The following is a 13,124-nucleotide window of genomic DNA, read 5'->3' on the forward strand; positions in this document are numbered from 1 at the left end:
CTCTTAATACAGCCTTATTTTTCGGGGGTGTGCGTAATGTACGATGTAGCCATTATCGGAGGTGGCCCGGCAGGCTTAACGGCCGGGATTTATGCTGCACGAGCAAAACTGAAAAGCGTATTAATTGAACGGGGTATGACCGGTGGCCTGGCAGCCACCACGGAATTTATTGAAAATTATCCGGGTTTTAGCGAAGGCATTGGAGGACCGGAACTGATGAGCCGGATGGAAGCCCAGGCCAGGCGCTTTGGCCTGGAAATCCTTAATTCCAATGTTGAGGACCTCAAAAAGGATAACCTTAACTTCATAGTGAAAACAGAGGACGCGGAAATCAAGACCCGTACGGTCATCGTGGCCACCGGGGCGCAACCCCAAAGACTAAACGTCAGGGGTGAAGAAACTTTTCATGGCCGGGGTGTTTCCTATTGTGCCACCTGTGACGGGGCCTTTTTTAAAGATAAACGCGTGGCGGTAGTGGGCGGTGGAGACGCCGCAGTAGAAGAAGCCATGTTTCTGACCAAATTTGCTACCCGGGTGTTTATCATTCACCGGCGGGGTGAATTAAGAGCCACCAAAATCGTGCAAGAGCGAGCCCGGCAAAACCCGCGCATAGAATTCATCTGGCACAGTGTGGTGGACGAAATCATGGGCAAGGAAACTGTCACCGGTGTACGCATTAAAGACGTGCGCACCGGCCAAACCAGCGAATTGCCCGTTGATGGGGTGTTCATTTACATTGGGTACAGCCCCAATTCTTCTATAGTGAAAGAGCTTGTTAAGCTGGATGAATGGGGCTATATCCTCACCGACGCAAACATGCAGACCAGCTGTCCCGGCCTTTTTGCCGCGGGCGACGTCCGGCAAAAGTCTCTGCGCCAGGTAGTCACCGCCGTAGCTGACGGCGCCATCGCGGCAGTCAGTGCGGAAAAGTATCTGGAACATAACCGCTAAAAAAACAAAAAAGAAAGCTGTATCTATTGATACAGCGGAGAAAGGGAGAGGAGATTAGGTTGTTGTCAGCCTTTGCCCTTATTGTACCCATTACCCCGGGAGCGGAAAAGTTTTGCCGGCCAAACGGTTAGATTTACTTCCTTAGCGGAAGATAATAGCTCTTACAGTTCAGCGACCCCCTCGTTTCATGGCGGGCTCTATTTTTTTCCTCGCAGTTACCATTCGGCAGTTCATAAAAACCACCTGGCTGATACCTGTGGCATTCCAGCTGCCCCGGCTGGTAAATATTTTTTATAATTTTCTCTTTTCACATAACAATAGAGCCGTGGGGGTAGATTTTTCAGTTATAATAAAAAAGGGGGGAGGGGTACGAATTGAAGGATGTGGCAAGCCTTATAGAAAGATTTCGGGCCGGCGACCCCAGAGCACTGGCCCGGGTAATCAGTTACCTGGAAAATGAGGAGCCTGTTGTTGAACACATCATGGAACAGATTTATCCCCTAACGGGCCAGGCGTATATTGTGGGTATTACCGGTTCCCCGGGTGCAGGCAAAAGCTCTCTGGTGGACTGTCTCACCACCCTGTTGCGCCAGAAAGGGAAAACCGTAGGCATTGTTGCAGTGGATCCTACCAGCCCTTTCACCGGAGGAGCACTGCTGGGAGACCGCATAAGAATGCAAAACCACGCTACTGACCGGGGGGTATTCATACGGAGCATGGGCACCCGGGGAAGCCTGGGGGGGTTGGCTCATACCACCGGCGAAGTGATTAAAGCTATGGATGCTTTTGGCTTTTCCTGGATCATTGTCGAAACAGTGGGGGTGGGCCAGGCCGAACTGGATATTATGCACCTGGCCGATACCACTGTGGTGGTGTTAACCCCAGGGGCCGGGGACGCCATTCAGACCATTAAGGCCGGCATTATGGAAATAGCCGATGTTTTTGCCATCAATAAGTGCGATTTACCGGGGGCAAACAAAATTGCGGCGGAAGTGGAAATGATGCTGGATATGCAGGGCGACCGTTTAACCTGGCGTCCTCCGGTGGTGAAGACTTCTACCCTGGATGGACGGGGAGTAGCTGAACTGCTTGCGGCCATTGAAAGCCACCGGCAGTACCTGCTCCAGGATAAAACCCTGGGGGAAAGACGCTTGTTCCGGGCACGAAACGAAACCCTGGAACTGGCACAATACCTCTGGCAGCGCATTATTACCCAGGAGCTGGATTATATTAATCCCATTCTTGATGCAGTTGCCAGGAGGGAAAAAGACCCTTACCGGGGAGCACGGGAGATAACCAGATACCTGCTGGAGAAATATCACCAAAAACTGGTATCAGAGATTGAAATAGATACCAAAGAAGGAAAGGTTGGGGTATAATAATTATAATCTAACATTCTTTAGCGGAAAGGAGTGGATGTTGCCAGATGAAGGTTACCTTTTTGGGCCACGCAGCCTTTCTCCTGGAGGGAGAGGCAACGGTATTGATTGATCCCTTTATTACTGGTAACCCGGTGACCACCGTCCGGGCAGAAGACCTGCACCCGGACCTGATCCTGGTCAGTCATGGCCATAGCGATCACCTGGGGGACGCAATTGAAATCGCTAAAAGATCCGGCGCAACGGTAGTTTCAGTTTTTGAACTGGCCAGTTATTGCAGCCGTCAAGGTGCACAGGCCCACGGCATGCATATTGGGGGCAGCCATCAATTTGGTCCGGTAAAAGTAAAGTTAACGCCCGCCTGGCACGGTAGCGGACTGATTACCAACGGACCGGCTGAATATCTTGGCACCCCCTGTGGCTTTGTTCTTACCCTGGACGGAAATACCATTTACCATGCCGGAGACACCGGACTATTTGGGGACATGGCCATGGTGGGGCGCCTGCATCCCATTGATCTGGCCCTGTTGCCCATCGGGGATAATTTCACCATGGGCCCCGAAGACGCCCTGGAAGCAGTACACCTGATTAAGCCAAACCTGGTCATTCCGATGCACTATAATACCTGGCCCCTGATTAAGCAGGATCCGCAGGAATTCAAGCGGGTGGTGGAAGCACAAACACCGGCGCGGGTAATCATTCTCGCCCCGGGAGAGAGCTATGAAGTCTAATCACCAGCCGGACCCAGCCTGGATGCGGGAACAGGGACAAAAGCTCCTAACATTGTTTAACCAGGCCCTGAACCAGCTGCAGGCGCTCCCACCTGACCCGCAACTGGCCAATTACGCGGCCTTCCTTCACGGGCAGATTTATGGCCTGGCCATTGCCCTACATTTTCTCTTCCCAGGGCCCGGCAATCTGGGGGAAAAGGCCGCTTTAATGGTAAGACCCGTTCTTACCGAACACCGGTGTGAATGTGAAGGTTAAAGGGAAGGTTAAAGAGGAGGCTTACCGGAACGGTAGCCTCCTCTTTTCGTTTCTCTTTTTTCCTTTCTTTGAAATATTTGTCTAACAGCGTCACACCACCCGAGTTATCCTCATATTATAAACCAGAACGATGCACCCGGGTGTCGTTCAAAAACTAAAAATCTAATACCATACATAAGGAGGAATTTACGATGCCCGATGTGGTGGAAAAACCGGAAGTGGGGACCAAGGCTACTAGCGTCACTGAAGTTTTTGCGGGTATTTTCTTGATTCTAATTGGCCTTTTGCTGATCAGATTCGGGTTCTTCTTCGCCGGTGCTCTGGTTGCCGTGGTAGGACTGGTTGTCCTGGCCTTTTAAAGCCAGCATGCTACCGGTGCCCATGAGGAACCTTTCCCTAACCAGGAGGGCTACACCAGTGTAGCCCTCCACCCGCATCTTAGATGAAAGGATGTGCAGAGCGTGAGCTATGAAAAGCCCATCCACGAAGCTCTCGATGACCTGGTAGAAAAACTGGAAAACCTGCAGGCAGAAAAAAGCGGTCAGATTGAAGATACTGGAAAAGTGTCGGCCAGCCTGGACCGCCTGGCGGAATTAATTGCCGATCTTGAAGTACAGCGTTCACGGGAAAATAAACTGACCCAGAAGCTAGAAGTAGTCATTAATCAACTGGAGCGCCTGACCAAGGAACCTCTTTTTCGTTCCGAAGCCCCAAAAAAGGATCTGGAGCTCACACTGCGCAAGATTATCGCTGGCACCAGAACAGTCGGCCAGGTAATTGAAATCATCGCCAACAGTGTACAGATCATGTTTGATTCCATACTGAAAACCTTCAATGACTTCAAGGTAACTGCTAATCAAAATACTCGCAGCGGTAAGGGCAATTCTCTGGATCTGGCCAGGGTTCTAGAGCCCATGAACACCTTTTTAAGAAGCCTGGCCACCAACATGGAAAAAAAAAGTAACGCCGAACCAACGGCAAGTTCGGAAGATACCCCGAGTGTTAGCGGCAGCAAGCAGGCGTAGGGAGATGGGGCCGATGAAGCTTTTTGCCCAAGAAAAAATCTCAAACATAGTACTTTTTAAAAAACCCGCTTTTGACGGGAAGGAATTGCGCAGGGAATACCAGGACCTTCTCCGTAAACATGGTGCCACCCGCATTGAACCTCTGCCTTTGGTAAACGGCGTGGTTTGCAATTTTTCCTTGGGGATTCAGCTACAGGCCCTGAGAGAAGAGGAAGAAGTAGCTGTCCTGGAAGAAAATCTCCAGGTAAAATTGCACCCGTTCGAGGTACAGTCAAAAAATATCTTTCTGGAACAGGAGAGTTACCAGATCATCCCCTGGGGCATTCACCGCATTGGAGCCGACCAGCTCTGGTCCCAGGCCACGGGAGAAGGCATGAAAGTAGCCGTTTTAGATACGGGAATTGACCTGCACCACCCCGACTTACAGGAAAATATTGCTGGGGGCGTGAATTTTGTGGAACCCCACCTTCCCCCCCAGGATGATAACGGCCACGGCAGCCATGTGAGTGGTACCATTGCGGCCGTAAAAAACAACTATGGTGTGGTCGGTGCCGCTCCCGGAGCCAAACTTTACGCCGTAAAGGTTCTCAACCACAAGGGCGAAGGTTATTTCGCTGATGTAATCCGGGCTCTTGGGTGGTGTCTGGAACAGGGCATCCAGGTGGTTAACCTGAGCTTCGGCTCCAACACTCCCAGCAAGGCCCTCCATGAGGCCATCCGCCAGGTAACCGACAAGGGAATGATCGTGGTGGCTGCAGCCGGCAATGACGGTACCACCCGTTCGGTGGATTATCCCGCCGCCTATCCGGAAGTAGTGGCGGTAGGTGCGGTGGATGAACAAAATCGCCTGGCCTCCTTTAGCAGCCAGGGGCCGGAAATTAATCTTGTCGCCCCGGGAACACGTATACTTTCCACCGGAAACGGGGGGTTATTCTGGCGTTTAAGCGGTACCTCCATGGCTACTGCTCACGTCAGCGGGATAGTGGCCTTAATATGGTCCATGGCACCCCAACTAAACTCCGGTCAAATCCTGCGGACCCTTTATTCCTCGGCAGAAAGACTGTCTGATCTGACCCGTGAACAGCAGGGGGCAGGAATGGTACGGGCGGATCTGGCCGGCAAAAAACTAAGCCGGGGAAAAGAAGAAGAAGAACTGGAAACCCCGGCAATGGAAACAACCGGTGCCGATCAGGTACATGAACCAGGCCACCGCTTCCCACCACTGCACTTTGGCCCTTTGTTTCGGGAACCAGTGAGGGAACAATAAGAATTTGGGGTAGCTTCTAAAGCTACCCCAAAATTTATTTTAGCTTTTACCCTGCTGATTCATTAACTGCATCACATTGGCCAGCAATTGATTTAGTGCCTGATTATCTTGCTCACTGAGGGATTGACGCATAAATTCCATGGCATTACTAAAAAAAACCATCAAAGCTGCCGGATCAACGCTGGCCTTTAACTGTTCCAGTGTGGCCGGATCGATGCTCTGGAACAGATTACGCAAGGGTTCGGGCAACATGCCCAAATCCAAAGGTGATTTTTCCATCTACTCTTCCCCTCCTTTAATTTGATACTATATATATGTGTGTGCTTATTTTTTTGCCCCCACTACCAGAATTCGAAAAGGGGAGAGTGTGCGTGGTGCCTCATTCGGTGGTAGTTTGTGATGTGGAAACAACGGGTTTGAATCCTCAACATAATGAAATCATCGAAATAGCTCTCCTCCGGCTGGAGGAAGGAGAAATAACCGGGCAGTTCCATAGCCTAGTCCGCCCGCGACAACGGGTCCCGGTTACTATCCGCCGTCTCACCGGTTTAAGTGAGGAACTTCTGGCCACTGCCCCGTCGCTGGATGAGGTGTTACCATCAGTGATGGATTTCCTTGGCAAGAGTTCCCTGATGGGTCATAACGTATCCTTTGACCGGGATTTCCTGCAAGCCGCGGCAGGTACCCCGATCGCAGTTCAGCTTTTTGATACCCGGGAACTGGCCCGCATTCTTTTACCCAACGCCCCGGGTTTTCGACTGGCCGACCTTTGTCGGCTTTTGGGGATAGAACAAAGGCGTGCTCACAGGGCACTGGATGACGCCCTGGCTACGGTCTCCCTTTATCGCCGGCTGCTCCATAAGGCCGCGGAAATGGAGGGGCAGGTGTTGTTACACCTGGCCGCCTTTTTGCAACGGGCCGGATCGGCCTGGGCAAACGAAATAGCACAGCTGGCCTGGCAATCCTGCTCAAGGAAGATTACCCGTCCCGCCTTCTTTTTGCCCCCTGAACTGGAAGAAACACAGGAACCGGTTTGCCCGCGAAACCTTCCTCAATCCTCCCGGGAACTGGCCGCTTTGCTGGAGCCCGGCGGTCCCCTGGCTCTCCATCTGGAGAGTTATGAATACCGCCCGCAACAGGGACGCATGGTAGAGGCGGTAACCCGGGCCCTGGAGGAAAAAAAATTTTTGCTTATAGAAGCCGGCACGGGAACGGGAAAATCCATGGCCTACCTGATTCCGGCCTTTTACTGGTCCCTATCCCGGGGGCAGCGTGTCCTTATTGCTACGCGAACCATTAACCTCCAGGAACAGCTATGGCAAAGGGACATCCCCCTGGTGAAAGAGGCCCTCGGCTGGTCCTGCCGCGCGGCATTACTTAAAGGCCGCCAAAATTATCTGTGCCTGCGGCGCTGGTTAAACACCCTGCAGGCCCGTGACTGGACTGCTGCGGAAGCAGCTTTCTATGCGCGCATACTGGTCTGGACACAGGAAACCTCCACCGGGGACAGGAGCGAACTCAATCTTTCCAGTTTGGAGCAGGAACTCTGGCAGGAACTGTGTGCCGATAGTGAAGCCTGCCTGGGCTCCCGTTGCCGATGGTTCGCCCGGGCCTGTTATGTTTCCCGGGTCCGAAACCAGGCTGAGAAAGCTAATTTGATCATTGTCAATCATTCTCTCCTCTTTTCTGATGTGCGGGCCGAAAACCGCGTACTTCCAGAATATGCCGCTCTGGTGGTGGACGAAGCGCATCATCTGGAAGACGCGGCCACTGAACAACTGGGGCGCGCAATTTCGCGCACCGTGCTTTTCCGCTGGTTAAACAAGCTCAACCGGCTCCTGGTTCGCTTGAGCGAAATGGCACCACCCCGGGGCGATTCTTCCTGGCTTTCCAGCGTCCAAAAGGCCCGCGATGCCAGCCACAGGGCATTGCAGGGGGCGGAGTTGTTTTTTAACGCCTTGCAGCAGCTGGTAATCCGGCAAGCCTCTTTCCAAGGAAAAGAAAATAGACCCCGGTACGTTCTTCGCTTACAACCGGGCTTAGAGGGAGATATCACTGCCGAGCTGCAATCGGAACAGTCTAACCTCCTTTTTTATCTCAAGGACTTGCTGGCTGGCTTGAAAAAACTCATAGAGCACCTGGAGTTCAGCCAGATAGAAGATGAGAGCTGGGCCGACCTGACCTGGGAGCTATCATTCCATGCCACAGATGGTACCAGGATGGTGGCGGACCTGGAATCCATTCTTCAGGGTACCCTGGAGAAAAACGTCTACTGGGTCGAAGTACATGAAGGAGGGGAAAAGACCAGTTGCAGCCTGCGGGCCGCACCAATTCAGGTAAATAAAATACTTTACGAGCACTTGTATCAAAGTAAAAAATCAATCATTTTCACCTCGGCAACGTTAACGGTAGAAGAATCTTTTGATCATTTTATGGAACGTACAGGCCTGGACCTTATTCCTCCCGAACGTGTAGTAACCATGCAGGTAGACTCACCTTTTGTGTACGAATCCCAGTCCCTGCTATGCATTGTGAGAGGAATGCCCACCCCCGGAGAAGGAGCCGAAGATACATACTTCGCAACCCTGGCAAGTACACTCCTGGACCTGGCTGAAATTACGGGAGGTCGCATGCTGGTCCTTTATACCTCCCACCGGGCACTGCAGGAAACCTATCGCCGGTTAAAGCCCGCATGTGAAGAGAGGGATATCTGTCTCCTCGGCCATAATCTTGACGGCAACCACTGGCAACTGTTGGAGGAATTTCGCACTTCCGAAAGGGCTATCCTTATGGGGGCGTCCAGCTTCTGGGAAGGTGTGGACATTCCCGGACCGGCTTTAAGCTGTGTGGTCATGGTCAAACTCCCCTTTTGGGCTCCCCAGGTTCCGGTAGTGGCAGCACGCCTGGAAGAGCTGGCCTCCCAGGGGAAGGATGGTTTCCGACATTTCAGCCTCCCCCAGGCCATTATTCGCTTTAAACAGGGCTTTGGCCGGCTAATCCGAACAACCCAGGACCGGGGTGTAGTGGTGGTTTTAGATGGACGCCTGCTGCACAAAAAATACGGCCGCCATTTTTTACATTCTCTACCTTTAAAAAGCCACATCCAGGGAAACCGCCACCTAATTATGAGGCGGATTGCCCACTGGTTTGCCCACCCCGGCAGTCGGCCCGACTGGCTTGCGATCAATCAACCCGAAGATATGGAGCGATTTGCTTCTTCCAGTCAAAAAAGGAAAATTAATTTCTAAAACTGTCACATTTCGGCCAGCGGCACATACTATATTAAGGACTAACAAAGTAAAGGGGTGAGTTGTCTTGCGCGTGTATTTCGTGCGGCTGCCATCCTTCATAAGAGCCCTTTTGCTGAGGGTTTGGAAATAGGATCGGGGACAGGCCAAAAACCTGTCCCTTTTTTGTTCCCTTTTTTGTAATATTGTGATCTCCGTCATTTTTCCAACGGAGATTTTTTTTAGACTTTAAAAAGGATTTACCATTTAGGCGTCGAAAGTATATCTTAAAAATCACATAGCATTTATTGTTTTAGTGAAATTAACCCCTATCATATTCGAAAAGGGGCAAGTTCATTACAAAAGAGGGGTTGAGATGGAAACCATCAGACTCAACGAAAGTGAAGATAGGGATTTTATCGAACGTGTATCCCGGGAAAGCGGACAGGCAGTGGAAAATTGTTACCAGTGCGGCAAGTGTACCGCCGGCTGCCCGGTAGCATTCGCCTACGACTTAATGCCCCACCAGGTAATGCGTATGGTACAAATGGGATTAAAGGAAGAGGTGCTCCGTTGCCAGAGCATCTGGCTCTGCGCCTCCTGCGTTACCTGTACGGCCCGTTGTCCCCGGAATATTGACGTGGCGATGGTAATGGATACCTTGCGGATTATGGCCCGGCGCAAGGGCATGATACCCCCGGGCAGGGGCCGCAACGTAGCCCTGTTCAACAACAATTTCCTGAGGTCCATTCAAAAGTACGGGCGGTTGTTTGAATTTGCCACCATGGCCATGTTCAATCTTAAAACCGGCCAGCCTTTCCGGGAAGCCGATACGGGGCTAACTATGTTAAGGCGGGGCAAGTTAAAGTTATCGGTAACCAAGCCACGGGGCCTGGAAGAAATCAACCGTATTTTTGAAAAAGTACGCCAGGCGGAAAAGGAGGTTTAAACGTGAAGTTTGCCTATTACCCCGGTTGCAGTTTGGAAACCAGCGGGAAGGAATACGATCTTTCCACCCGGGCAGTAAGTAAACACCTTGGTATTGAACTTACGGAGGTCCCCGACTGGAGCTGCTGCGGGGCCACTGCCGGACACAGCACGAGCCACCTTCTAGCCCTGGCCTTGCCCGCCCGCAATCTGGCCCTGACCGAAGAAACAGGTCTCGACGTAACCGCACCCTGTGCTGCCTGTTACCAGCGCCTGGCCCTGGCCTGCCACGAATTGAAACAAAACCCGCAGTTGCGGGAAAAAGTCAATGAAATTACAGGGCGGCCTTTTCACGGCAAGATTAAGGTGATATCCATCCTGGAAGTGATCAGTTCCGTTGGTTTGGAGCAGATCCGGGCCCAGGTAGTGAAGCCTTTAAAAGGGCTAAAAATTGCCGCTTATTACGGCTGTCTTTTGGTGCGGCCCCGGGCCATCCAGATCGACGATCCCGAAAACCCGCAAATTATAGAGCAAATCATGCAGGCCGCCGGGGCGGATACGGTGGACTGGTCGCACAAGACCGAATGCTGTGGGGCTTCCCTGGCGGTAAGCAATGAAGAGGTAGCCATTCCCATGGTTTCCCGTATTCTGAAGGCGGCGGCACTCTCCGGTGCCAATTGCCTGGTGTGCGCCTGCCCCCTGTGCCACTTCAACCTTGACATGCGCCAGTTAAAGGTTAACCGACTGCGGGGAACCAATTATTACTTGCCAGTATTTTATTTTACCCAGCTTTTGGGAGTGGCCATGGGGTTGAATCCGCAGGACTTGAGCCTGCACACCCATTTTGTAGATACCGGCCAGGTACTTAAACTGGTTGGTTAGACTATCACCGACAAGGAGCGATAGAAGTATGCAGCATATCGGCGTCTTTGTCTGCTGGTGTGGTTCAAACATCGGCGCGGTGGTAGACATACCCCGGGTAGTGGAAGCTGTTTCCAAATTTCCGGGGGTAGCGTATGCCACCGACTACAAGTACATGTGCTCTGAACCCGGGCAGGAAACCATTATCCAGGCAGTGCGGGAATACCGCCTGGACCGGGTGGTGGTAGCCTCCTGCTCTCCCCGTCTCCACGAAGCTACCTTCCGCAAAACCCTTGCCCGGGCTGGATTGAACCCCTATCTTTTAGAAATGGCCAATATCCGGGAACAGTGTGCCTGGGTACATCAGCGGGAACCGGAAAAAGCCACCCAAAAAGCCATTGAATTAATCCGCCGGGCCGTATCCAAGGTAAGCAAGCTGGAGCCCCTTTTTGAATCCATCATTCCCGTCACCAAGCGGGCGCTGGTCATCGGAGGCGGCATTGCCGGTATTCAGACCGCCCTGGACATTGCCGACGCCGGTTACCAGGTCATCCTGGTGGAAAGGGAGCCTACCATTGGCGGGAAAATGGCCATGCTGGATAAAACCTTTCCCACCCTGGATTGTTCGGCCTGAATTAGCACGCCCAAGATGGTTGCTGCGGCGCAGCACCCTAATATAACCCTGTTTACTTACGCCGGGGTAGAAAAGGTAGAAGGCTATATCGGCAATTTCGAGGTTACCATCAGGCAAAAAGCCCGCTTCGTCGATCATAGCAAATGCACCGGATGCGGCACCTGCTGGGAAAAATGCCCCACCAAGGTGGTAAGCGAGTACAATCTGGGACTGGGAATGCGTAAGGCCATTTACATCAGCTTTCCCCAGGCCGTGCCCAATAAACCGGTTATCGACCGGCAACACTGCAGGCAATTTACCAGGGGTAAATGCGGCGTTTGTCAGAAGGTTTGCCCGGCACAGGCAATCGATTACCAGCAGGAAGACCAGTTTATTAAGGAACAGGTGGGGGCTATTGTTGTGGCCACCGGTTACGACTTGTTTGAATGGGAACAGGTCTACGGCGAGTATGGTTACGGGCGCTATCCCGATGTAATCAGCGGGCTGCAATTTGAAAGGTTGAACAACGCTTCCGGGCCTACAGGGGGTAAGATTTTAAGACCCTCCGATGGGAAGGAACCGAAAAACGTAGTTTTCATAAAGTGTGTAGGTTCCCGGGATGCAGCCAAAGGGAAGGAATACTGCTCCCGGACCTGCTGCATGTACACGGCCAAACACGCCCACCAGGTGCTGGAAAAAATCCCAGGTTCAAAGGTCTACGTTTTTTACATGGATGTCCGTACCCCCGGTAAAGCCTACGAGGAATTTTACCTGCGCACGGTCCATGAAGGTGCCCGGTATATCCGCGGCCGGATATCCAAAATTTACCCCGAAGGTAACCACCTGGTGGTCATGGGTGTGGACACCCTTTTGGGCCGGCCGGTAGAAGTAGCCGCGGATCTGGTGGTGCTGGCCACGGCCATGGTACCCAGCAAAGGATCGGCCGAAATTGCCCGCATTGTTGGCTTTTCCACCGACCAGGATGGATTCTTTATGGAGAGCCACCCCAAACTGCGGCCGGTGGAAACCAATACCGCGGGAGTCTTCCTGGCCGGAGCCTGCCAGGGACCTAAAGATATCCCCGATACCGTTGCCCAGGCCAGCGCGGCCGCGGCAAAGGTATGTGCATTGTTCTCCCGTAGCGAGATGGCCGTGGATCCCATGATTGCCCACGTCAACCAGATCCTTTGTTCCGGTTGCCTGGAATGCAAAAACGTCTGTCCCTACCGGGCCATTGAAAGGGCAACGGTCAGCGAACGGGTGGGCAGTAAAACAGTGGAACGCACGGTGGCCAATGTTAACACCGGACTGTGCCAGGGATGCGGCGCCTGCACCGTAGCCTGCCGGGCCGGGGCAATCAACGTCAAAGGCTTTACCAATGAGCAGTTGCTGGCGGAGGTGGACGCGCTGTGTCTGTAACAGAACAATGGGAACCTAAAATTATTGGCTTTTGCTGTAACTGGTGCAGTTATGCCGGCGCCGATCTGGCGGGCGTTAGCCGTTTGAACTATCCCACATCAATCCGGGTGATCCGGGTGCCCTGCTCGGGAAGGGTTAATCCTGTTTTCATCTTGCGTGCCTTCCAGAGGGGTGCCGACGGTGTGCTGGTAAGCGGGTGACACCCGGGGGACTGCCACTATGTTAGTGGCAACTATCATACACGGCGACGCTACCTTATTTTTAAGCGTCTGCTGGAATACGTTGGCTTTGAACCGGGACGCTTCCAGGCCCGCTGGATCAGCGGCTCCGAAGGGGCTAAATTTGCCCAAACAGTGGAAGATATTACGGCACAAATTAAAGCCCTGGGACCGAATAGCAAGATGAGACAGAAACCATTGCCGAAACCTATTGATGTTTCCACCGGGGTGAGGGTGGAGTGAGTGAACA

Annotated in this window: 13 protein-coding genes; 12 read left to right on the plus strand and 1 reads right to left on the minus strand. The window is 52.5% G+C overall.

The window, feature by feature from the left end; genetic code table 11:
• Positions 1 to 36 precede the first annotated feature (36 nt).
• From trxB to D7024_RS09635, 7 genes are all read left to right on the plus strand, one after another.
• Entirely contained in the window at positions 37 to 951 is a 915-nt protein-coding gene (trxB, locus tag D7024_RS09610) for a thioredoxin-disulfide reductase (protein WP_121451596.1), read from the plus strand.
• Between the two features lie 374 nt (positions 952 to 1,325).
• Positions 1,326 to 2,330 (plus strand): methylmalonyl Co-A mutase-associated GTPase MeaB, encoded by a 1,005-nt coding sequence (gene meaB / locus D7024_RS09615; protein ID WP_121451597.1) that lies wholly within the window; start codon positions 1,326 to 1,328, stop codon positions 2,328 to 2,330.
• Between the two features lie 47 nt (positions 2,331 to 2,377).
• Positions 2,378 to 3,061, plus strand: coding sequence for a metal-dependent hydrolase (locus D7024_RS09620; protein WP_121451598.1), 684 nt, complete (start codon positions 2,378 to 2,380; stop codon positions 3,059 to 3,061).
• Entirely contained in the window at positions 3,051 to 3,317 is a 267-nt protein-coding gene (locus D7024_RS09625) for a hypothetical protein (RefSeq protein WP_121451599.1), read from the plus strand. Before D7024_RS09620 ends, D7024_RS09625 begins: the two co-directional genes overlap by 11 nt.
• A 191-nt stretch (positions 3,318 to 3,508) precedes the next feature.
• The gene (locus D7024_RS14835) at positions 3,509 to 3,676 is read left to right on the plus strand and encodes a hypothetical protein (protein ID WP_165613191.1); all 168 of its coding nucleotides are present in this window, start codon (positions 3,509 to 3,511) and stop codon (positions 3,674 to 3,676) included.
• 102 nt (positions 3,677 to 3,778) lie between these two features.
• The gene (locus D7024_RS09630; RefSeq protein WP_121451600.1) at positions 3,779 to 4,342 is read left to right on the plus strand and encodes a hypothetical protein; all 564 of its coding nucleotides are present in this window, start codon (positions 3,779 to 3,781) and stop codon (positions 4,340 to 4,342) included.
• A 13-nt stretch (positions 4,343 to 4,355) separates the two neighbouring features.
• A complete protein-coding gene (locus D7024_RS09635) occupies positions 4,356 to 5,609 on the plus strand; it encodes a S8 family peptidase (protein WP_165859335.1) in 1,254 nt (417 codons plus the stop codon).
• A gap of 39 nt (positions 5,610 to 5,648) precedes the next feature.
• Here D7024_RS09635 and D7024_RS09640 read toward each other — a convergent pair whose 3' ends face one another.
• Entirely contained in the window at positions 5,649 to 5,888 is a 240-nt protein-coding gene (locus tag D7024_RS09640; protein WP_121451602.1) for a flagellar basal body L-ring protein FlgH, read from the minus strand.
• A 92-nt stretch (positions 5,889 to 5,980) separates the two neighbouring features.
• Between D7024_RS09640 and D7024_RS09645 the strand changes: the two genes are divergently transcribed.
• The 5 genes from D7024_RS09645 to D7024_RS15190 all read left to right on the plus strand — a co-directional run bounded on the left by D7024_RS09645 (position 5,981) and on the right by D7024_RS15190 (position 13,117).
• Positions 5,981 to 8,857, plus strand: a complete 2,877-nt coding sequence (locus D7024_RS09645; RefSeq protein WP_165859336.1) for a helicase C-terminal domain-containing protein — start codon at positions 5,981 to 5,983, stop codon at positions 8,855 to 8,857.
• A 355-nt stretch (positions 8,858 to 9,212) separates the two neighbouring features.
• A complete protein-coding gene (locus tag D7024_RS09650) occupies positions 9,213 to 9,785 on the plus strand; it encodes a 4Fe-4S dicluster domain-containing protein (protein WP_121451604.1) in 573 nt (190 codons plus the stop codon).
• A gap of 2 nt (positions 9,786 to 9,787) precedes the next feature.
• On the plus strand, positions 9,788 to 10,645 hold the full coding sequence (locus D7024_RS09655; RefSeq protein ID WP_121451605.1) for a CoB--CoM heterodisulfide reductase iron-sulfur subunit B family protein: 858 nt from the start codon (positions 9,788 to 9,790) through the stop codon (positions 10,643 to 10,645).
• Between the two features lie 28 nt (positions 10,646 to 10,673).
• Positions 10,674 to 12,656, plus strand: a complete 1,983-nt coding sequence (locus D7024_RS09660; protein WP_121451606.1) for a CoB--CoM heterodisulfide reductase iron-sulfur subunit A family protein — start codon at positions 10,674 to 10,676, stop codon at positions 12,654 to 12,656.
• A complete protein-coding gene (locus D7024_RS15190; protein ID WP_243113748.1) occupies positions 12,647 to 13,117 on the plus strand; it encodes a hydrogenase iron-sulfur subunit in 471 nt (156 codons plus the stop codon). The genes D7024_RS09660 and D7024_RS15190 overlap by 10 nt, the downstream gene beginning before the upstream one ends.
• The last annotated feature ends 7 nt before the right edge of the window (positions 13,118 to 13,124 follow it).

The organism is Desulfofundulus salinus (assembly GCF_003627965.1).
Lineage (GTDB): Bacteria > Bacillota > Desulfotomaculia > Desulfotomaculales > Desulfovirgulaceae > Desulfofundulus > Desulfofundulus salinus.

What these genes read in the sequence shown, in the direction of transcription:
- trxB (WP_121451596.1), top strand. Translation starts at nt 37, where the DNA reads ATGTACGATGTAGCCATTATCGGAGGTGGCCCGGCAGGCTTAACGGCC.
- D7024_RS09620 (WP_121451598.1), top strand. Translation starts at nt 2,378, where the DNA reads ATGAAGGTTACCTTTTTGGGCCACGCAGCCTTTCTCCTGGAGGGAGAG.
- D7024_RS09625 (WP_121451599.1), top strand. Translation starts at nt 3,051, where the DNA reads ATGAAGTCTAATCACCAGCCGGACCCAGCCTGGATGCGGGAACAGGGA.
- D7024_RS14835 (WP_165613191.1), top strand. Translation starts at nt 3,509, where the DNA reads ATGCCCGATGTGGTGGAAAAACCGGAAGTGGGGACCAAGGCTACTAGC.
- D7024_RS09635 (WP_165859335.1), top strand. Translation starts at nt 4,356, where the DNA reads ATGAAGCTTTTTGCCCAAGAAAAAATCTCAAACATAGTACTTTTTAAA.
- D7024_RS09640 (WP_121451602.1), bottom strand. Translation starts at nt 5,888, where the DNA reads ATGGAAAAATCACCTTTGGATTTGGGCATGTTGCCCGAACCCTTGCGT.
- D7024_RS09650 (WP_121451604.1), top strand. Translation starts at nt 9,213, where the DNA reads ATGGAAACCATCAGACTCAACGAAAGTGAAGATAGGGATTTTATCGAA.